This is a genomic window from Prosthecobacter sp. (assembly GCF_044222345.1).
Classification (GTDB): domain Bacteria; phylum Verrucomicrobiota; class Verrucomicrobiia; order Verrucomicrobiales; family Verrucomicrobiaceae; genus Prosthecobacter.
In genome coordinates this window covers 60,963-79,839 of sequence record NZ_JBGANL010000005.1, presented here as the reverse complement: position 1 = coordinate 79,839, position 18,877 = coordinate 60,963, and the positions used below count along the sequence as shown (strand labels likewise).

Genomic DNA, 18,877 nt, shown 5'->3' with positions numbered 1-18,877 from the left:
CGTGAGTTCCATGCTTTTGTGAGTCTTATCAGCGCATCCATGCAGGTAGGTTGAGTGTAGGAGTATGGGTCTTGGGAGTTTATTCCCGATTCATGGTGTTTTTTTTCTCAGCAGTGCAGCAGCGGCTTCCCTGCCAACAAAGCGGTTCAGATGCGCGGGCGGAGCCTTCGACAGGTCAACACGCAACAGACAGTATAGGGCGTTGCCAAAGTCTTGCTCAACGTGGTAGGCGAGGAACCTGGCGTTCATGGAAAGGTAGTGGCGGATGAGCGGCGGGATGCTGCGCGGAGTGCCATCGGCAGAGCGAATTGTATCACGCAGCGTCTCGATGGGGTCGTTCCGATGAGCCTCGGCAATTAGCCGATGAGCAATGCCGGGGGGCTGAAAAGACTGCTTTGGAACCACCAGTGGCAGCAACTCGGCCACATCGGAATGATGCCGCCGCAAATGTTCGACGAGGATGGCTCGGGAAGCATCGCTCAAGGTGGCGGGCACGGTGACAGAGCCAAACAGACAGCGTATTTGCGGACGCGCGGCCACGATCTTGCCCAATCCGCGCCACAGCAGCGCCAGCGCCAGCGGATCACGCTGGTAGTCGGGATGTATGCAGGAACGCGTCAACTCAATGCCCGGACCGATGCGCTGGAAAAACTCCGGACGCATGTGGAAGACGTGGCTCGAATAGAGCGCCTCCTGCCCACGCTCCCGCAGCACCTCTTCTGTAAAACCAAGTCGATAGGCTCCGACGAGACGCTGCCTCTCGCGATCCCACAGCACGAGCTGGTGGTAGTAGTTGTCCTCGGGGGTGATGTCCACCGCTGCTCCACCGCCCTGCCCGGATGCGCGGAAGGTGATCTCCCGCAGCCGTGACAGCTCATGAAACAGATTCGAGGCTTCGGCTTTTTGAAACAGCAGCGCGGTGAAACGCCCCTGCTCAAAAAGGAGTGCGGCACCACTGCTCAGCCCGTCCACCTCCTCTCGAAGCCCAATTGGATCACCTGCCGGAGCGATGTCCGGCACTGCGGACACGTTGCTCGTCGGCGGTTCGTTTTGAAGCTCGGCAAGCAGCTGGCAGCGTGCATGAAACTTGGCTCCTGCATTTCCCGCACGAACGAGACTGCCCGCCGTCGCGGGGTCCATCACCGGGCCAATATGAAAGCGCATGGCGGGCTTGTTGGATCGTAACATCTGGCGGGGGAGAAAGAGCGCACGGAGTCGCGGCCAGCACATGGGCACTTTCAAAAACAGACCGTTGTTACAGCCCGGCACCTGCAGCAACACCACGGCGGCACCGGTGGCGGCAGCGAGGCGCGCAGGATGATCGCTCCACGGTGTGTCGAGCACACAATCATAAGCCACGCTCCAGCCAGAGACGCGCCCGGCAGGGAATGCTCCCAGCACGCCGCCATCTGCCAGAAACCGTTGCGCCTGCTTGATACCCTGGCGGTTGGCAGACTGAAACCGGGCAAACGGATCCACCGCAATAAGGTGCGGCGCCAGTTCCGGCGTGGAAGCCAGCACGCGGTTGGCAAACATGCGCCAGCCACTTGGGCGGATGCGTTCAAGCAGCAGCATCATCGCCAGGGCCTCAGCGCCGCCAAAGGGGTGGTTCGCCATCACCACCAGTGGCCCGTTCCAGTCGCGCAGCGGACCAAGTTCATCATCCGTGGGCCTCGCCACCTCCACCCCGAGATGCTGCAAACCTTCCTCACAAAAGCGCTGGGGCGTCATGTACGGGCCTTGCAGGCGCGCATAGATGGCATTGAGCGCATGAAAACCGCAGGCCCGTTCTACCAGCGGGCGCAGTAAAAGCCGATAAATCTGGCGCAGCGCCCCCTGTGGCAGTAGTTCAGCGCTGTTGACGAAGGGCCGGGGTATATTCATTTACGGTTGGAGACGCGTATTTGCATCGTGTGGCTGTCGGCATCGAATCCGTCCGCCCCCCGCTTGCGGATCTGGTGCGTCATCACCGCACGACCCTCCGCAATATGCAGCGTGTTGAGGCTCACGCTGCGCGCATCTTCCCGGCTCATGCACACGGCCCAGGCACCGCCTCTCGGGTGCTGCCCCTGACAGTGAAACCCACACAGGTCTGCCAAAGCTGGCGACGGATGACTTTTGCGCCACCCACGAAATGCCACATGCCGTGCCGCCACCACGGCCGCAGTATTCCAAGATGAACTGGTGAGCATGCCCGTCGATTCACGAATGACCCGCAGGCCGGTGAACGCGCTGCCATCCCAGGTGAACACCCTGCGCTCGCCATCAGGCGCCAGCAGCAGTAGGCGGAATGGATTCATGCGCGCTGAAACCAAATCTCGCAGCGCACGCAGTCCGGGCCGTTCAATCCGGGCCGCCAGCACCGGAATCAAAGCGCCACGGCTGACACCATTCGCAAATGGAGCGAACCCTGGCGGATAATGGTTCAACAAGGCGAGCAAGATTCCATCCTGACGCACCGCCAGCCACGTCCCGCCTGCCTCGGCATCCACCGGAGCGAGAAAACCACCCGCCCATATCTGCACCGGCAATCCTGCGGCACGCACATGCTGCTCATCGCGGTTGAAGCATAGCGCCAGCCCCCCGCTGGCCCCGTATGACCAGCTTACCGTGCACATGGTGTAGAGGGGGTTGGACGCTTCCGATAGCGCAATGTGGACGGAGCTATGCCAAACCCTTCTGGCGTCTTGATTCCTCGCAGCCGCAGCAGGATGGCGATGAGCGCGTAGTGATGCACTGTGTGGCTCAACAGGAATCGCAGCTCACGGCCCACGCTTGAAGGCGACCAAACGGGCTCTCCTCCATCATGGTTTTCCACGATATTGAGGCTGCGATCCGTGTCCTCATGGCTAGCCGCCACGCTCAGCCACCTGGCCGTCTGGCGCATCACTTCGCAGGCCGAATTCGGGTCATTTTCCAGCCTTGGATCACGCGCCCGTGCATCGTAATCCAGAAAGCCCGTGTCTAGTCCCGTGAGAAAACTGCGGTAGAACTCCACACAGTGCCGCACATGCCCGCCGATGCTGCCACCGAGGCAGCGTGAATCCACGCATGCATACACTTCCGGCCGCAGCCCGGCCAGCACTGCAACACCCGAGAGCAGCATGGCGTTGTTTTCCTCAAACAGGCATGGCGGCTTGTCTGTGGCTACGGAATCATCAATCATGTTCAGCATCATTTGGTCAGCGAGGGCAAACCCACCGACTTCGTGACGGCGCGACACATCGGGCAGGCACCGAACATGCCGGAAACACTGACGTAGGCGATGACTCCAACGACAATGAGCAGGAATCCGTAATGACGTCGGATAAACAGGGAGAGTGCGGCTTTCATGAAGCGGTGCTCGGATATAGTTTCAGCAGGTGATGCTCAGCCAACCATCCAATGGTACAACGCCATGCAGCCCTGCATAAGCAGGACCACGCCGAGTATAATGGTTCCGGGGCACAGCCCACGGCTGCATGGACCGCATTTTTTTTCATTAGAGCAAGCAGGTGATGATTTCATACCCGCATGAGCCGTCAGAGGTGAATCCAATGTTAACGAGTTTCTTCGTCCGCTTCAAAAAAAAACTCGTTAACACCCCGCGGCTTCGAACGACCAACACTTGCCCTCCAAATCACGCACTTGTCGAAGCGGTGACAAAAACGACAAGCACCCAGACATGAAGCACATCCACATCCCGGCCCGCCTTCTCCGTATCGCAGCGCTGCTCGCGCTTACACTCCCCAACGGCAAGTCCACCTGCCATTCGTACAACTACAGCGCGCAGACCCGGCACTCACCTTCTGTTTATTCCGGGATACGCCTGTCATCGCAGTGGCGGGCGTGTTTTGTTTCGCCATGTTCAACCGCATGTGTCTAATTACCGCCGACATCCTGATGAGCGAAGCACCACGACTCTACCATCATGCCTATCAGCGGCTCCAGGACCACCAGCACGCAGAGGACCTCGTGCAGGACACTCTCATCATCGCATGGCGAAAGCGCGATGACTTCGATGGTCGTTCCACCCTTTCCACCTGGCTCACCGGCATCATGAAGTTCAAAATCCTCGACCACTTCCGCAGTGCCAGACGCACCCCTACCGCGCAATCCGTTGGGCGAGACGAAAAGAACGACTGGGGAACCGACCCGCTTGATACATTGTTCGATTCGCGCGGTTCCTGGCGTATTGATCCCAACTACGGCGTCGAACTGCTCAATGAATCTCCCGGCGAGACAGCGCAACGCTCCGAAGTCCTCGACTGGGTGCGTAATTGCATCGAGCGCCTGCCCGAGCGCCTGCGTCTGCTTTTCACCCTGCGAGAAGTGGACAATCTCCCCGTCGGTGAAGCCGCCGCCGCCGCCGGAGTCACCCCTGGCAGCGCTGCCGTGCTCCTCACCCGTGCCAGACACCAACTTCGCGCCTGTCTGCAATATCACGGCATCACCCCATGAAAACTTCCGCACACTCACACGCACCACCCGCGCCGGGCCTGATCTACCGGATCATGCAAGCCATGATGTGGCCTATGATGAAGCTACTTGGCCTCTCCTGCCGTCAGTTCGCCGTGCTCACATCTCTGCGTCTCGACCGCCCGCTCAGCTTGACTGAAAACCTGCGATTTCACCTGCACTCGTTGCTCTGCCATGTCTGCCGCCCATTGCCGAGGCAGCTCGAGAACCTCCGCGTCATTCTGCGTTGCACAGCCTGCCACGAAGAAAACACAGACATCCTTTCCGCTCTTTCCCCCGAAGCACTCCAGCATATCCGTGAAGCATTGAAGCAGGAGGCGGGAATGCCTTGAGATGCATTCATCTGGCCTTCCACCTGCGCAGCAGTTCATCGACCGAGAACTTGCCTGGGCCAAAGATGAAGACCGTCACGGCAGCGAACAGGAAAAGAAACGGCGGCGCGCTGACGAAGGAGTCGGCATCCGCCCAGATCGTCTTCACCACATCGAGGTGCGCCGTGCTGTAGGCGACGAGCATGGTAAAGATGAGGGGCACGCAGGTGACTCGGGAAAAGAGGCCAACCAGAAGCAGCAGCCCACCAAGGCACTCGGTGCAACCAGCCATGCAGGCATTGAGCTGTGGAAAGGGAATGCCGAGCTCCGTGAAGAAGGCGGTGGGTACGCTGATGTCACTGAGCTTGCCTTTGCCAGTCTGGAAAAACTGCCAGCCCCAGTAGAGGCGGATGCCGAGCAGAAAAGGATCTGCCAGATAACCTGCGGTGCGATCAAGGAGAGTGTTGGCCAGGGTCCAAGGTTTCATGATTTTTGGGGAGATTTGACGAACCACCCGAGCTGAGAGAACTCGGTAAACCATTCGCGGATTTGTGCTGGCCAGTCAGTGTCCGGAGCAGCTTGGGCAAGTGCGAGTTCGACGGCATCTGCCAGCGTGAGGCCATCCCGCAGTGCGGCTAGCATGGCGAAAGACTCCAGGGAGAGGCGCTTGAAGTACAGCATGTTGTCGTGGCGATGGACAACCAGATGCACACGCTCACGTTTCAATTTCGGTGCTTTGGCAATGCTGTCACGGGTGGGCGCCTCGGACATGGCCTGGCTGGCTGAACCACGTACATCGGCGTCGGCCTTGTTCATCGCGGTGATGAAGTGATCGACCGCATGGTCGATCTCTAGAAGCACGACGCAGGGCTGAATTCCCAGACGAAGCGTGGAGGGGTCAGTGCCAAGCAGATCATCGATCCGCAGCGGCTTTTTCAACACCTCGTCAAAGGCAAGCGTCTGCGCCCATTCAACTCGGGTAATATCACGCGCCTTGAGATCCGTAATAAAAGAGGGGAGGGCGGATCCAAGATTTCGCAGAGTCCAGGAATTGCTGGGATGCTGCGCGAGGTAGTCGCGGCACAGCTGGTGAAAGCGACGCTCGCCCAGAAAAACGCGCAGTGCAGGATAATCATCGTAGAGGCAGTCGAGCAGACGGAACCAATACTGGCGGGCGTAGATTTCGAGCCGATCGAAACCGCTCATGCGATCGTTTGGCGTGATGAAATCGACCTGCGTTCTGGCATTCATGCCATCCTGACGCGAAAGCGGCTGCATGAGTGCGGCAGCCATCGTGCGCTGCAGGTGGCGCAGGTCTGCATTGGTGCGGATCTGGCTAGGCGTGCGCGTGCTCATGGAGATAGCGGCTGGCTTTGAGCGCTTCGGCGTGAACGTCTTCGAAGCTGGGGATTTTGTCGTCCCATTCGAGCAGCGTGGCGGTGCTGCCGGAAAGTTTGATCGCCTCGGCGTAGAGATCCCACACGGGATCGGGCACGGGATGATCGTGCGTGTCAAGGATGACGTTTTCATACCGTGTGTGACCCGCGATGTGAATCTGGCCCACACGATGATGCGGCACTGCACGAAGATACTCGAAGGGATCGAAGCCGTGATTTTGAGAGGAAACGTAGATATTGTTTACATCCAGGAGGATGCCGCAATCGGCTTGCTCGACGACTTCGTTGAGGAACTCCCATTCGGTCATCTCGTTCTGGGTGAATTCGGCATAGCTGCTCACATTTTCGACACAGATGGGCACTTCGAGAAAATCGCGCGCCTGCCTGATCTTCTCAGCCGTGTGTCTGGCCACGCTCGTCGTGTAAGGCATGGGCAGGAGATCATGCGAGCACCGGCCACCCACGCTGCCCCAGCAGAGGTGATCGGAGAGCCAGGGCGTGTTGGTGCGCTTCACCAGACGCTTGAGTTTTTTGAGGTGATCGCGGTTCAGAGGATCGGCATTGCCAAAGTACATAGCGACGCCGTGCTGCACGACGCGATACTGCTCCAGAATACTGTCCAGCACCTCCAGCGGTCGGCCGCCATCGACCATGAAATTTTCGGAGATGATCTCAAACCAGTCACAGACGGGCTTTTTCTCCAGAATGTGCCGGTAGTGCGGCACTCGGAGGCCAAGACCGATGCCGAGATCGGTGTGACCGTTGTGAGGGTTGGCGGGCATTGCTGGGTTGGGAAGGCCTGGGTTAAAGACAACCGCAGCCACACGCGGGAGGTGTCGTGTGGCTGCGGAAATCGATTTGGCTTACTTCTTCGGCATGGTGTTGCAGCCGCCTTTGCCTTTGCAGGAGTTCTTGCCTTTGCAGCCGTTGTCGCCGGACTTGCAGCCGCCCTGTCCCTTGCAGGCATTGTGTCCCTTGCAGGCGTGCTGGCCTTTGTCAGCCATCTTTTCGATGGAGACGCCGAGGCTGGCGGCCTTCTGGGTGCTGGTGGTCTGGGCGGCGTAGGCGCCGGAGAGGAGACCGGTGAAGGCGGCGGCGGCGATGATGTGCTTGGTGCTCATGGTAGGTGTGGAGTGCGTTAGTTGGTTTGTTAGTTCTGCCGGCTGCGTGGGTTCGAGCCGTCGCATCGTGTGAGCCCCCGCTGCTGCGATTATTCCCGCCCAAGTGAAATTCTTTTAGCAGGGGGCAAAAAGCCCTGCTTTAGTTCACGTCTGCGCCTGGGCTTGAACCGTGCGCCCCTCTTTCCATGGCATCTCCCAAGCACATTCATTTCATCGGCATCTGCGGCACGGCAATGGGCTCCACCGCAGTCGCGCTGCGCGCCCTCGGTCACACCATCAGCGGCTCCGACAATTCAGTCTATCCGCCCATGAGCGATGTGCTGCGTGATGCAGGCATCACCGTGACCGAAGGCTACAATCCGGAGAACCTGCCGCAGCAGGCGGATGTGTATGTCGTGGGCAACGCGATCTCACGCGGCAATCCCGAACTCGAAGCCCTGCTGGAGAAAAAGCTGCCCTACGTCTCCATGGCGGAGATGTTGAAGCGCGAAGTCATCCAGGGCAAACGCAGCTTTGTGGTGAGCGGCACGCACGGCAAAACAACCACGACCACGATGCTGGCGTGGATCTATGAGCACGCCGGCAAAAACCCCGGCTTCATGATTGGCGGCGTGCCTGAGAATTTCGAATCCGGCGCACGCTTCACCCACTCGGACCTGTTTGTGATCGAAGGCGACGAGTACGACACCGCCTACTTCGACAAGCGCAGCAAGTTCCTCCACTACCTGCCCGAGTGCGCCATCGTGAACAACATCGAGTTCGATCACGCGGACATCTTCCGTGACCTCGATGAAATCCTGCTCTCCTTTCAGCGCTTCCTCAACACGGTTCCTCGCAACGGCCTTGTCCTGATCAACGGCGACGATCCCAACTGCCTCTCTCTGCGTGCGAAATGCCCGGCCCCGCTCAAGACCGTGGGCCTGGGACCAGACTGCGATTTCCGCATCACGATCACCGGCGTGACACCTGAGACCACGCAGTTCGAAATCAACGGCGTTGCGTTCGAAGTGCCGATGGTCGGCGAATTCAATGCGCGCAACGCGGCCATGTGTGTGTGTGCGGCCCGGTTTGCCGGCTTGAGTGATGATGAAATCCGCGCCGGCCTGGCCAGTTTCCGCGGCATCCGCCGTCGTCAGCAAGAGCGTGGCACCGCCCACGGCATCACGATCATCGATGACTTCGGTCATCACCCGACTGCCATTCGCGAGACGCTGCGCGGCCTTCGCCAGCGCTATAACGGCCGCCGCCTGTGGGCGCTTTTTGAACCGCGCTCAAACACAAGCCGCCGCAACGTGCTGCAGAATGAATTGATCGAGGCACTGACCGAGGCCGATGGCTCCGTCATCGCGGCCGTGGCCAATCCGGAGAAAGTCGCGGCAGATCAACGCCTGGACACCGCCAAGGTGGCGCAGTCAGTCACGGCACGCGGCAAGCCCTGCTGGTTTGAAGCAGACACCGACGCCATCGTAAATCGTCTGAAACAGGAAACTCACACGGGCGATGTCATCGTGGTCTTCAGCAACGGCGGCTTCGACGGCATCCACGACAAGCTGCTGAAGACACTGTAGGCGGTTGGAGCCGGAAGGGTTCCTCAATAAACAATCTCCACCTCGTCCCCCACGCGGACCTGACTGAAAAATTGCTTCGCCTTCTCATAGGGCAGACGAATGCAGCCGTGTGACGCGGGCTGACCCGTGACATATCCGCTGTGCAGGCCGATCGCCCCGCAATTCAAGCGCATGAACCACGGCATGGCCACATGGTAGAGCGTGGAGACATGGGAGGTGTGCTTGTCGGTGATGACATAGCGCCCTGCCGGTGTGCCATAGCCTTCACGTCCGGTGGAAACCATGGTGTGGTTGATAATGCGCCCCTGCTTGGTCACCCAGGCACGTTGACTCGAGAGATCGACGGTCACCAGCGTGTCCGGCTCCGACTCCGGATCCCGACCCAGCAGGACGCGCATCAGAAATAGATACCCCTGCGTGGCGGCAAAGTTAATGGGATAACGATGATAACGCGTGGTCCCCATTCCTGGCCGGCCTCCTGCGCGCATCAAAGTGACCGCGCCTTCCACATCGCCACGCGCAGCACAGCAGATCATCGGAGTGATTCCGCGATCGCTTTCCATGGCGTTTCGAAGATCTTTGATCGTGCAGCGGTCAATGACCTGCTTGTGAATGGGAGTGTTGAAGCGCGTGTTGGGATCAACGCCAAAATCCAGCAGCGCCTGCAGCACGGGCGTATTCCGGCGCAGGGAGGCTATCGCTATCGGTGGCTGCTTTTCATGCGCAGGCTGGTTCAGGTTCACACCCGAGAGCGCCAGCACATTCACACAATCCGCACGTCCCATGCGCACGGCGGCGCACAGCGGCGTATCCCCGCCCAGGGTCATTTCGTTGGGGGAAATTCCCATGGCAATGATCTTCGCCAGATGAGCAGCGTCATCGTTGAGCACGGCTTGGTAGGCCTGCGGCAGCGCAGCCGTGCGCGGCATCAATCGTGTCCAGTGATCCGTGATCGGATCAAGGATCGGACGCCAGGCAGGCGTTTTAAAGGCGATGGCAGGAGAGGGCTTGTCAGACTTCCTGGCGGTGCCCCCCCCGGCATCCCCGCGCGACAGCTCCGTAGCAATGAACGGTTTCACCTTTGGTGCCTCAGCCGCACGTCTGAGCGCGGTTTTTTCCGCGTTCGGCGGCACTGGCAGTGACCGCACAGGGTCGAAGCTAGCATCAACAGGCAGCGAGGCACGGATCTCAGCACTGGTCCCGCTCAGCTTGCCCTGACGCACCTTGCTGACCGTGGCAGTGGGCAGTGTGACCACATCCAGACGAAACATTTCATGGTTCTTCAAAATTTGCATGATACCCCAGCAAATCCCCACGCCGACGAGCGGCGGGAAAACGCAGGCACCCAGCATGTTAATGAATGAACCATTTTTCATTTTTGCGTCACAATCCTGTCACCCATAACAAAAACGACCTGTGTGTCGAGCAGGTTTTCACCGAGCAAAGACCACGTCATTTGCAAATCCGACTTTGATGATGCTTGCGGGGACAAATTTAAGGCAATTCAGCAGAGTTTTATGGTAATTCATAAACATGGTGAGACATTGCTTGATGTTCCTGGTCTCCAAAGCATCAGCTTCTATATGCTCGCGCATCATCTGCGCAACATCCGCGCTGCTTTGCCTTGGCTTTACTCCGTGTCGCGCGATCGTATTTGAAGCCACTGCTGATCCAACTCACAACACCACGGCACCCACCGGCATCTTTGCCAATTCAGGCTGGCAGTATGAAGGCACTTACGGCGCCTATCTCGGCACCATGATCGCCCCGCAGTACTTCATCACTGCACAGCATTTTGGCACTCAGGGCTCCACCTTTACGCAAAACGGCATTTTCAGCGGTGGCGCGGATGTGACCTACAACATCGACACCGCAGCCAACGGCGGCGTCGGCTACTGGGACATCGCGGGCACTGACCTGCGCATCTTCAAAATCCAGGAAACTTTTTCCACCTATGCTCCGCTTTATACGGGATCATCCGAAACGGGCCTGACCATGGAGGTCAACGGCAGAGGCGGTCCACGCGGTGCGGACGTTCTCGTCGGAGGGATTCTGCACGGCTGGCAGGACACCAATCCTGACGGCACAGCGCGTTGGGGCACCAACACGGTCAGCGGAATTTATTCGAGCGCCGTTGGCGATCTGCTCACCGCTTCTTTCAGTGCCAGTGGCACCGCCGAAGAAGCCACCCTCTCCAACGGTGATTCCGGCGGCGGCGTGTTCGTCAATGATGGCGGCATCTGGAAACTGGCTGGCGTGAACTACAGCATTGATGGCATGTTCGACACCAACAACGTTACTGGAGATGGCAGCGATTTCAATGCGGCCTTGTTTGATCGCGGCGGTCTTTATCAGGGCTCCGACTCCTTTGGCTGGACATTCATCCCCGACCTCCCTCTGGACAATCCCTCCAGCATGTACGCCTCGCGCATCTCCACCAGCGCGGCCTCCATCATGTCCATCACCATGGTTCCAGAGCCTCAGTCGGCTTTGCTGGTGATGCTGGCCCTCTCAGCGGGTTGGATGCAGCGCAGGCGCGTCACGCGGCCGGTTTGATCTCAGCAAAGATCAACCTTCCGGCACTGGTCGGAAGGGTGCCCGAAACCACCACCTCCACCGTTTGACCGATCTGCGCGGCGGCGTTGTTCACCACGATCATGGCACCGTCGGGCAGATAACCCACCGCCTGATTCTTGTCCTTGCCAGGTTTGGTCAGCGGCAGCCGCAGTTCATCGCCCACGCTGAGTTCTGGATTCAAGGCTGCAGCCAGCTCGCGCAGGCTGAGCACGGTGATACCGCGCAGCCGGGCCACCTTGGCAAGATTGTCGTCATTGGTCAGCAGGCGGGCGTTCAGCTCACGCGCCAGCGTGACCAGCCGCACTTCCACCGAAGCATCTGAAGAGCCGTCCTCATGGATGGAAACCTTCATCTCAGGCCTTGCCCGCAGTTTTTCCATCATCTCCAAACCTCGCTTGCCCCGCAGAGATTGAGCCACCTCGGAGGAGTCTGCCAGATGCTGAAGCCCGTCCAAAACGCAACGCGGCACCACGACGGCACCGCTGAGAAATCCGGTGGCAAACACCCCAGTCAGCCGGGCGTCCATGACGACATTCGTGTCCAGCAGCAGCGGTTCACCTTCAGAACCATCACGGCGGAACCGGATGTACGGGATCAAAAAGGCAAACTGGTCCCGGTCACTGCGCAGCGCAAACGTGACCCCGAAAAACGCCAGCGTCCCATAGATGCAGATCTCCGCGACATTTTGCAGAGCCACCCCTTCCTCGTGATTTTGGAAATAGGCGAGCTGGAACACGCCGATGCGCGTGATCAGCCACGCGCAGAAGAGCCCCACCGCAAGCCCCAGCGTGGCGTGGGAAAAATCCCTCAGGGTGAAATGCGCCAGCATCACATCCAGCACCACCAGCAGCCCCATGAACACTGCACCACTCAGCGCTCCGACCCAGGCGTCCTGGTCCAGGCCCAGGGCGATCGCAATGCCAATGAAAACGGAGAACGCAAAGAACAGCGCACGCACAAGGCGGATGGGCCAGGAAGTTTTCATGGAGATGAGCAGGGATTAAAGGCAAAAACCAGACGGGGCAAAAGGATTCTCCCCCGGAATTCGTCACGGCCTCATGGCCAGACCACCACGCCGTGTAAACTGGAGCTCCACCCCGGCTTCCGCAAACACTCGTCCCATCTCACGTTCCAGTTCAGACACACTGCGCCCTGCCAGGATAAACTCCCGCACAGCGCTCTCCTCGGCCATGCCTTGCTCCATGGCCCTCACCAGGGCTTTCACACCTGCACCGTCACCTCCACGATCAAGATAAGTAAGAAAGAACGTCAGCAGCATCGCCGAGGCGCGGTTCTCGCTCGCGACGAGCGTATTCATGCTCGCCTTCCATGCCTTGGGTTCCATAGCCATCAGTTCAGAAAGGTTCAGCATCCCAAAACGCACCGACTGCCCCATCTGCCGGGCACCCAACTCACGCAGACTTTGCCTCATTTGTTCCATGATCTGGGCAGGAGACAGCCCGGCATTCTTGGCATCAGCAAATTCAGGAATGTCCGCCAGCAGCCACACCGGCAGCATCTTCTTCACGTCCGGCTCTTGGACCCGTGGAGCCTGCACCACGGCGGGAGCGGGTACCGGCACGGGATTTTTCTTCAGCCCGATGGCAGCCAGTCCGGAAGACTTCACCGTCTGCAAGAGCGACTTCAAGCTCCGCGCCTGGACTAAGGGCGATTCACGGACGGCAATCGCTGGGGTAGGATGCGGCGATTCCTGCTTCAACCACAGCACAAACACCGCGGCCCCCAGGACAGCCGAAGACACAACGATCCCACGCAAAACCGTGATAATGCCCAGCCTGCCAGTCCGGCGCCGTTTGCGAACGGCTTCGGTTTGGTTCACCAGCGCCATAGGCGCGTGGCTTGGAGCAAGAGGATGCATGACACTGAGTACTGACCGGGTAAAAGCCTCAATCGTCAAGCCCCCTTAACTAAACCCACCTTTAAACAAATTTAATTAACCCGAATCATTGCATCATCGCCTGCGCCTTTTCGGCCACCACCGGCTCATCTCGGAACACCGCCAGAGACGGCCGCAAAAGCTGCGGATCTTCGTCCAGTGTCCGCTCGGCAAGCTGCCGTGCCAGACGCACCAGCCGCGTGTCCGCCAGCAGTTCACCAAACAGCAGCGGCGCCTGACCGCTCTGCGCATGGCCCAGCACATCCCCAGGCCCACGCCGCCGCAGGTCTTCCTCGGCGATCTGGAAGCCATCGCTCGTCTCCTCCATGATCGCCAGCCGCTGCCGGTTCTCCTCGTCCTTGTCGTCCACAAACAGCACGCAGTAGCTCGTGTGCGCCCCGCGGCCGATGCGCCCCCGCAGCTGATGCAGCTGCGCCAGCCCGAAACGGCCCGCGTCATGGATGAACATCACCGTTGCGTTTGGCACGTCGATGCCCACTTCGATCACCGTCGTGGAAACCAGTGCATCCAGCTTGCCCGCACGAAAGCGTTTCATCACCTCCTCCTTCTCCTCCGCGCTCATTCGGCCATGCAGCAGACCCACCTCGCACGGGGCCAGCAGCTTGGACCACTCCTCATGTCCCTTCGTCGCCGCACCCGCATCGAGCTTTTCCGATTCATCGATCAGCGCGTACACGATATACCCCTGCCGCCCCTCCTCGATCTGCTCACGCAGAAATTTGGCCGCCTCCTTCAATTTGGTTTTCGGCCGCACCTTGGTGATGATCTTCACCCCATCGCGTGGCTTTTGGTCGATCGTGGAAACCTCCAGATCCCCGTAGATCGTCAGCGTCAGCGTGCGCGGAATCGGCGTGGCCGTCATCACGAGCACGTCCGGTGTGTCCCCTTTGCGGATCAGCTTCGCCCGCTGCGCCACGCCAAACTTGTGCTGCTCGTCAATGACCACAATCCCCGTGTTGTGCATCAGCTCCGCATCATGCAGCAGCGCATGCGTGCCGATGACGATCTCTGCTTTCCCTGCGCTGCGCTTTCCGCGCATCAACTCCACGCCTTCCCCATCCTCGCGTTTCGATCCCGTCCGCAGCGCCACGCGCAGGCCCAGCGGCTCCAGCCACTTGCGTGCGTTGCGCGCATGCTGCTCAGCCAAAATCTGCGTCGGTGCCATCAGCACCGCCTGCCGGCCTGATTCGACCGCACGCAGCATCGCAGCAAAGGCCACTACAGTCTTGCCGCTGCCCACATCGCCATGTAGCAGGCGCTTCATGGGATTTCCCGAGGCCATGTCTCGATGAATCTCATCCAGACAACGCTGCTGCGCCGGGGTGAGCTGAAACGGCAGTTCGCTGAAAAAGTCCCGCAGCAGCTCGCCCGTGCCGGCCTGCCTGCGCCCCCCGGATTCGATCACCCGCCGCTTCCTCCGCGCAACGCGCAATTGGTAGCCGTAGAACTCCTGCAGAGCGAGGTAGCGCTTCGCCTGTTCCAGCGTTTCCATGCTGGCTGGGAAATGCACCTCACGCATAGCCTTGGAGCGCGTCTGACCTGCAAACTCCCCTTCCCCGCTCGGTGCCGGCAGCAGATCCTCGACAAACGACTCCGGCAGTGCCCGCAGCACATGCCACGCCGCCACGCGCAGCGCCTTCTGCGTCATCGCCCCCTTCAGCCGGTAGATGGGTGTGATGCGCCCCGTGTGAATCTGCTCCGCATCATCATCCGCACCGCCTTTGACGATCTCATACTCCGGATGCGACATGCTCAGCCGGCCTTTCGTGTCCTTGATGATGCCATAGACGATCAGCTCCTGCCCCTCCGCCAGCACCCGGCTCATGAACGGCATGTTCCACCACTTCAGCGTGAGCTGCTGCCCCAGAAGCCCCGTCGCATGCCTCACCACTGCCTCAAACACACCCGCCCTGCCGAAAAACTTGTTTCCCGTCTTCGTGATCAGCACGTGATGGCACGTCGGTGCCAACCCCGCCTGAAACGCCAGCGCCTGCATCTGCCGCCGGTCTTCGTGCCGGGATGGCATCAGGGAGATCACATCCGCCACCGTCGCCACACCCTCCTTGCCCAGCAAGCGGGCCGCATGCGCGGGCATGCCGGGAACTTCAGCGAGAGAGAGGTCGAGCGGAATCACCTGCTGAGATGGAATGCGTGGCGATGAGTGTCAAAGGCGATCTTGAATTCACACCGCCTTCTCCATCACATAATCATCCATCACAAACCCGCTGCCGATGTCGCTGACGATGTCTTCGGTGAAACGAAATCCCGCACGCAGATAGGAGCGGATGGCGGGGGCGTTGCGCTTGTTCACACGGAGGCGCACGACCTTGCAGCTCATCTCGCGAGCGCGGTCCTCGGTCCAGCGCAGAGTTACACCTCCGAGGCCATTGCCATGCACTTCTGGCAGCAGATAAAGCTTGTTGATGAAGAGCACCGGTTCAAAAAGCAGCTTCTCAAAGGAAATGTAGCCGACCGGCTTTGGCCCTGCGATCTCCACGAGTGCATACCACACATCCCGCGCCTGCATCTCATGCGCCATGGAGCCGGGCTGGTACCAGATGGAGAGCATGTACCGGATCTGCTCCACACTGATGATGCCCGGATAATACGCATGCCAGATTTCATGCCCGAGACGCTGCACCGTGGGCAGCTCATTGGCACCGATGCGGCGGATGCGTGCGGCGAGCGGTTCGCGGCGCGTTTGCAGCGTACTCAAGGCATGCCGCCAGGTGTCCTCATCCCGCGCGGGCGAGAGGCGGTGCAGATGTGTGGCGATTTGATCCTGCGTGGGCTCCACGAGCTGTTCCTCGCGGATTTGCTTCTGGTCCGAGGGAAACTCAGCCTCCGGGAGAATCAGCTGCGCCAGGTACCAGCAGGCCCAGGCGCGCCAGGTGCGCAGCTCCTTGTTGGGCTCCACCATGCGCGTAGCCAGATGCTGCCAGTGGCGGCGCGGATTTCCAATGAACTGGCCTTCCACCCGGTGCTGCATGATCCAAACCAGCGCCAGATACGGCAGCGGCCATTTCGCGAGAATGGGTTCGTCTGCCTTCAAAGGCAGCGACAGGGCACGGTTGATGATGAGAATGCTTTTGGCCGGAAATCCTTCCCGCCACAGGCTCTGCGCATAGTGCAGCGCCGTTTCATAAAACAGCGGACCACGTTCATGGTTCAGCGCCTCGATGTCTGTGTGATCGTAGTGCCGGTTTTCCTCCGGCAGAAACGGGCAGGGCGGATTGATCCATGCGGTGTGTTTCACGCCGATTTTTCCTCCCATCCCTTCGCCCTGTCCAGCGCCCGAGCCCACCCCTGCGTGATCTTGGCGCGCGCAGCCGCTTTCATGGCTGGTTTGAATTTACGGTCCACCTGCCAGTGCTTCGCGATGTCCGCCTGGTTCTTCCAATATCCCACGGCGAGGCCCGCGAGACAGGCGGCGCCGAGTGCGGTGGTTTCATTCACCTTCGGTCGCACGACGGGGACGCCGAGAAGATCGCACTGCAGTTGCATGAGCAGGTTGTTCACGCAGGCGCCACCATCGACACGCAGTTCCTTCAGCTTGATCCCAGCATCGGCCTCCATGGCCTTCAAGATGTCCATGACCTGCAAGGCGATGCCTTCCAATGCCGCACGCGCAATATGCGCCGCCGTGGTGCCGCGCGTCATGCCCACGAGTGTCCCCCGCGCATAGGCATCCCAATGCGGTGCCCCGAGACCGGCAAACGCTGGCACAAGATAGACTCCGCCAGTGTCGGGCACGCTCGCAGCCAGCGCCTCGACATCCGCCGACTGGCGGATGATGCCCAGACCATCGCGCAGCCACTGGATCGCCGCGCCGGCGATGAACACGCTGCCTTCGAGCGCGTATTCGGTGTGCCCGTTGATGCGCCAGGCCACGGTGGTGAGCAGTTTGTTCTTGGAATTGATCGGCTTGGTGCCCGTGTTCATGAGCATGAAGCAGCCGGTGCCATAGGTGTTCTTCACCATGCCAGGCTTTGTGCAGATCTGGCCAAACAAAGCCGACTGCTGGTCTCCCGCAATGCCAGCGATGGGAATGGAGCCCCCGAGCAGCGCTGTCACGCCAAATTCCCCGCTTGAATCCCGCACCTCCGGCAGCATGGAACGCGGCACGCCGAAAATCTTCAGCAGTTCGTCATCCCAGGTGCCTTTGCGAATGTCATACAGCATCGTGCGCGAGGCATTGCTGACATCCGTGGCATGTACCTTGCCGCCGGTGAGATTCCACAGCAGCCAGGAGTCAATGGTGCCAAAAGCGAGTTCACCCTTGGCGGCGCGAGCTTTGGCCCCTTTCACATTTTCCAAAATCCACTGCACCTTCGTGGCGGAGAAGTAGGCATCCACGACGAGGCCGGTTTTGCGTTGGATAAGCTTGTCGATCTTGTGCGCGCGCAGCTTGTCGCAGATCGAGGCTGTGCGGCGGTCCTGCCACACGATGGCGTTGCAGATCGGCTTTCCTGTCTTGCGATCCCACACCACCGTCGTCTCACGCTGGTTCGTGATGCCAATGGCGGCCACATCCGCAGCCTTCGCCCGCGCCTTGTGCAGCACCTCAGAAGCCACCCCGGCCTGCGTGGCCCAGATTTCCTGCGCATCATGCTCCACCCAGCCCGGCTTTGGGAAGATCTGCCGGAACTCCTTCTGGGCCGTCGCCACGATGCCTCCGTCGTGGTTGAAGAGGATGGCACGTGAGCTGGTGGTGCCCTGGTCGAGAGCGAGTATGTATTTCATGGTTATTCGGGATGTTCCCAAGGCTGGCGTGCGGAGTCAATGCCTTACAAACTGCCGGGGAACATGTAGATGGCATTTTTCAGTCAGAATGAATACTCTTGCCCGAAAAGCATCCAAACTCACCACCATGCAAACCATTCCTGAAACGGCAGCGCCCGCCGCACCACGGGCGCGTTCCACGAAGAAAGTCGTGCTCATCACCCTCACCGTCATTCTCGGCTGCGCGGGCATCGCCGCCGCCACAGGCGCCTTCTGGGTCAAACAAAACTTCTACCCCTCCGCCATGACTCCCGTGAGCCTGACTGCCACGGAGCAGGCGGCCTTCGACAGCAAGCTGCAGGCTCTGAACAATCCTGCCGCCATTCCGCCCGATGAAGCCAACCGCACCATCCTCGTCAACGAGCGTGAAGTAAACGCCTACCTCGCCCAACAACAGCTCGGAGAGACGGTTCAGGTCAAGTTTGGCGAAGGCCAGGTCTCCGCCGCGATCATCTTCACCGCCCCGGAAGATTTTCCGATCATGCCGAATCAAAAAATTCGCCTTCGCTTCACCTTCGGCACCAGCCTTTCACCAGAGCATAAGCTGTCGCTGAAACTCGACGACCTCAGCCTCGGCGGCATCTCGCTGCCCAACAGCTGGATCGGCGATCTGAAGGGCGTTGATCTCGTCGCTGAAAATGTGGAGTCCGACCCTGCACTGCAAAAGTTCATCGCAGGCATTCAGTCGCTGGACATCCACAATGGCACGCTGCGTCTCGTGCTGAACAAGTAGTCTCCTAGAAAA

19 protein-coding genes are annotated in these 18,877 nt (G+C 59.7%); 5 read left to right on the top strand and 14 right to left on the bottom strand.

What is annotated here, in order from left to right:
• Positions 1–90: 90 nt before the first annotated feature.
• From ACILSL_RS04870 to ACILSL_RS04855, 4 genes are read right to left on the bottom strand one after another with little or no spacing between them, the layout of a single operon-like run.
• A complete protein-coding gene (locus tag ACILSL_RS04870) occupies positions 91–1,884 on the bottom strand; it encodes a lysophospholipid acyltransferase family protein (protein WP_395730877.1) in 1,794 nt (597 codons plus the stop codon).
• Complete coding sequence (locus ACILSL_RS04865) at positions 1,881–2,618, bottom strand: NRDE family protein (RefSeq protein WP_395730876.1); 738 nt, start codon at positions 2,616–2,618, stop codon at positions 1,881–1,883. The genes ACILSL_RS04870 and ACILSL_RS04865 overlap by 4 nt, the downstream gene beginning before the upstream one ends.
• The gene (locus ACILSL_RS04860; protein ID WP_395730875.1) at positions 2,606–3,166 is read right to left on the bottom strand and encodes a DinB family protein; all 561 of its coding nucleotides are present in this window, start codon (positions 3,164–3,166) and stop codon (positions 2,606–2,608) included. The genes ACILSL_RS04865 and ACILSL_RS04860 overlap by 13 nt, the downstream gene beginning before the upstream one ends.
• An 8-nt stretch (positions 3,167–3,174) precedes the next feature.
• Entirely contained in the window at positions 3,175–3,333 is a 159-nt protein-coding gene (locus tag ACILSL_RS04855; protein WP_395730874.1) for a hypothetical protein, read from the bottom strand.
• Between the two features lie 510 nt (positions 3,334–3,843).
• Here ACILSL_RS04855 and ACILSL_RS04850 point away from each other — a divergent pair.
• On the top strand, positions 3,844–4,440 hold the full coding sequence (locus ACILSL_RS04850) for an RNA polymerase sigma factor (protein WP_395730873.1): 597 nt from the start codon (positions 3,844–3,846) through the stop codon (positions 4,438–4,440).
• A 74-nt stretch (positions 4,441–4,514) separates the two neighbouring features.
• Positions 4,515–4,790 (top strand): hypothetical protein, encoded by a 276-nt coding sequence (locus tag ACILSL_RS04845; RefSeq protein WP_395730872.1) that lies wholly within the window; start codon positions 4,515–4,517, stop codon positions 4,788–4,790.
• Positions 4,791–4,797: 7 nt separating this feature from the next.
• On the opposite strand, the gene ACILSL_RS04840 is transcribed toward ACILSL_RS04845, so the two are convergent.
• From ACILSL_RS04840 to ACILSL_RS04825, 4 genes are all read right to left on the bottom strand, one after another.
• The gene (locus ACILSL_RS04840; RefSeq protein ID WP_395730871.1) at positions 4,798–5,256 is read right to left on the bottom strand and encodes a DoxX family protein; all 459 of its coding nucleotides are present in this window, start codon (positions 5,254–5,256) and stop codon (positions 4,798–4,800) included.
• On the bottom strand, positions 5,253–6,125 hold the full coding sequence (locus ACILSL_RS04835) for a putative DNA-binding domain-containing protein (RefSeq protein ID WP_395730870.1): 873 nt from the start codon (positions 6,123–6,125) through the stop codon (positions 5,253–5,255). The genes ACILSL_RS04840 and ACILSL_RS04835 overlap by 4 nt, the downstream gene beginning before the upstream one ends.
• Positions 6,106–6,948, bottom strand: a complete 843-nt coding sequence (locus tag ACILSL_RS04830; RefSeq protein WP_395730869.1) for a DUF692 domain-containing protein — start codon at positions 6,946–6,948, stop codon at positions 6,106–6,108. Before ACILSL_RS04830 ends, ACILSL_RS04835 begins: the two co-directional genes overlap by 20 nt.
• Positions 6,949–7,029: 81 nt before the next feature.
• Positions 7,030–7,287, bottom strand: a complete 258-nt coding sequence (locus tag ACILSL_RS04825) for a hypothetical protein (protein ID WP_395730868.1) — start codon at positions 7,285–7,287, stop codon at positions 7,030–7,032.
• A gap of 185 nt (positions 7,288–7,472) precedes the next feature.
• On the opposite strand from ACILSL_RS04825, the gene mpl reads away from it, so the two are divergent.
• Complete coding sequence (gene mpl, locus ACILSL_RS04820) at positions 7,473–8,855, top strand: UDP-N-acetylmuramate:L-alanyl-gamma-D-glutamyl-meso-diaminopimelate ligase (RefSeq protein ID WP_395730867.1); 1,383 nt, start codon at positions 7,473–7,475, stop codon at positions 8,853–8,855.
• A gap of 23 nt (positions 8,856–8,878) precedes the next feature.
• Here mpl and ACILSL_RS04815 read toward each other — a convergent pair whose 3' ends face one another.
• The gene (locus ACILSL_RS04815) at positions 8,879–10,207 is read right to left on the bottom strand and encodes a L,D-transpeptidase family protein (protein ID WP_395730866.1); all 1,329 of its coding nucleotides are present in this window, start codon (positions 10,205–10,207) and stop codon (positions 8,879–8,881) included.
• 406 nt (positions 10,208–10,613) lie between these two features.
• Between ACILSL_RS04815 and ACILSL_RS04810 the strand changes: the two genes are divergently transcribed.
• Positions 10,614–11,411 (top strand): hypothetical protein, encoded by a 798-nt coding sequence (locus ACILSL_RS04810; protein ID WP_395730865.1) that lies wholly within the window; start codon positions 10,614–10,616, stop codon positions 11,409–11,411.
• Here ACILSL_RS04810 and ACILSL_RS04805 read toward each other — a convergent pair.
• From ACILSL_RS04805 to glpK, 5 genes are all read right to left on the bottom strand, one after another.
• Positions 11,395–12,417 (bottom strand): PIN/TRAM domain-containing protein, encoded by a 1,023-nt coding sequence (locus ACILSL_RS04805; protein WP_395730864.1) that lies wholly within the window; start codon positions 12,415–12,417, stop codon positions 11,395–11,397. The two genes, ACILSL_RS04810 and ACILSL_RS04805, sit on opposite strands and share 17 nt — an antisense overlap.
• Before the next feature lie 63 nt (positions 12,418–12,480).
• Positions 12,481–13,281, bottom strand: a complete 801-nt coding sequence (locus ACILSL_RS04800) for a hypothetical protein (protein ID WP_395730863.1) — start codon at positions 13,279–13,281, stop codon at positions 12,481–12,483.
• 115 nt (positions 13,282–13,396) lie between these two features.
• Complete coding sequence (gene recG, locus ACILSL_RS04795) at positions 13,397–15,484, bottom strand: ATP-dependent DNA helicase RecG (RefSeq protein ID WP_395730862.1); 2,088 nt, start codon at positions 15,482–15,484, stop codon at positions 13,397–13,399.
• A 48-nt stretch (positions 15,485–15,532) separates the two neighbouring features.
• On the bottom strand, positions 15,533–16,606 hold the full coding sequence (locus tag ACILSL_RS04790) for a GNAT family N-acetyltransferase (RefSeq protein ID WP_395730861.1): 1,074 nt from the start codon (positions 16,604–16,606) through the stop codon (positions 15,533–15,535).
• A complete protein-coding gene (gene glpK / locus ACILSL_RS04785) occupies positions 16,603–18,093 on the bottom strand; it encodes a glycerol kinase GlpK (protein ID WP_395730860.1) in 1,491 nt (496 codons plus the stop codon). Before glpK ends, ACILSL_RS04790 begins: the two co-directional genes overlap by 4 nt.
• Before the next feature lie 127 nt (positions 18,094–18,220).
• Here glpK and ACILSL_RS04780 point away from each other — a divergent pair, with 127 nt between their 5' ends.
• The gene (locus tag ACILSL_RS04780; RefSeq protein WP_395730859.1) at positions 18,221–18,865 is read left to right on the top strand and encodes a hypothetical protein; all 645 of its coding nucleotides are present in this window, start codon (positions 18,221–18,223) and stop codon (positions 18,863–18,865) included.
• Positions 18,866–18,877: the final 12 nt, after the last annotated feature.

Coding starts and splice junctions, on each gene's coding strand:
- ACILSL_RS04870 (WP_395730877.1), bottom strand. CDS start 1,884: ATGAATATACCCCGGCCCTTCGTCAACAGCGCTGAACTACTGCCACAG.
- ACILSL_RS04865 (WP_395730876.1), bottom strand. CDS start 2,618: ATGTGCACGGTAAGCTGGTCATACGGGGCCAGCGGGGGGCTGGCGCTA.
- ACILSL_RS04860 (WP_395730875.1), bottom strand. CDS start 3,166: ATGATTGATGATTCCGTAGCCACAGACAAGCCGCCATGCCTGTTTGAG.
- ACILSL_RS04855 (WP_395730874.1), bottom strand. CDS start 3,333: ATGAAAGCCGCACTCTCCCTGTTTATCCGACGTCATTACGGATTCCTG.
- ACILSL_RS04850 (WP_395730873.1), top strand. CDS start 3,844: ATGTTCAACCGCATGTGTCTAATTACCGCCGACATCCTGATGAGCGAA.
- ACILSL_RS04845 (WP_395730872.1), top strand. CDS start 4,515: ATGATGAAGCTACTTGGCCTCTCCTGCCGTCAGTTCGCCGTGCTCACA.
- ACILSL_RS04840 (WP_395730871.1), bottom strand. CDS start 5,256: ATGAAACCTTGGACCCTGGCCAACACTCTCCTTGATCGCACCGCAGGT.
- ACILSL_RS04835 (WP_395730870.1), bottom strand. CDS start 6,125: ATGAGCACGCGCACGCCTAGCCAGATCCGCACCAATGCAGACCTGCGC.
- ACILSL_RS04830 (WP_395730869.1), bottom strand. CDS start 6,948: ATGCCCGCCAACCCTCACAACGGTCACACCGATCTCGGCATCGGTCTT.
- ACILSL_RS04825 (WP_395730868.1), bottom strand. CDS start 7,287: ATGAGCACCAAGCACATCATCGCCGCCGCCGCCTTCACCGGTCTCCTC.
- mpl (WP_395730867.1), top strand. CDS start 7,473: ATGGCATCTCCCAAGCACATTCATTTCATCGGCATCTGCGGCACGGCA.
- ACILSL_RS04815 (WP_395730866.1), bottom strand. CDS start 10,207: ATGCTGGGTGCCTGCGTTTTCCCGCCGCTCGTCGGCGTGGGGATTTGC.
- ACILSL_RS04810 (WP_395730865.1), top strand. CDS start 10,614: ATGATCGCCCCGCAGTACTTCATCACTGCACAGCATTTTGGCACTCAG.
- ACILSL_RS04805 (WP_395730864.1), bottom strand. CDS start 12,417: ATGAAAACTTCCTGGCCCATCCGCCTTGTGCGTGCGCTGTTCTTTGCG.
- ACILSL_RS04800 (WP_395730863.1), bottom strand. CDS start 13,281: ATGGCGCTGGTGAACCAAACCGAAGCCGTTCGCAAACGGCGCCGGACT.
- glpK (WP_395730860.1), bottom strand. CDS start 18,093: ATGAAATACATACTCGCTCTCGACCAGGGCACCACCAGCTCACGTGCC.
- ACILSL_RS04780 (WP_395730859.1), top strand. CDS start 18,221: ATGCAAACCATTCCTGAAACGGCAGCGCCCGCCGCACCACGGGCGCGT.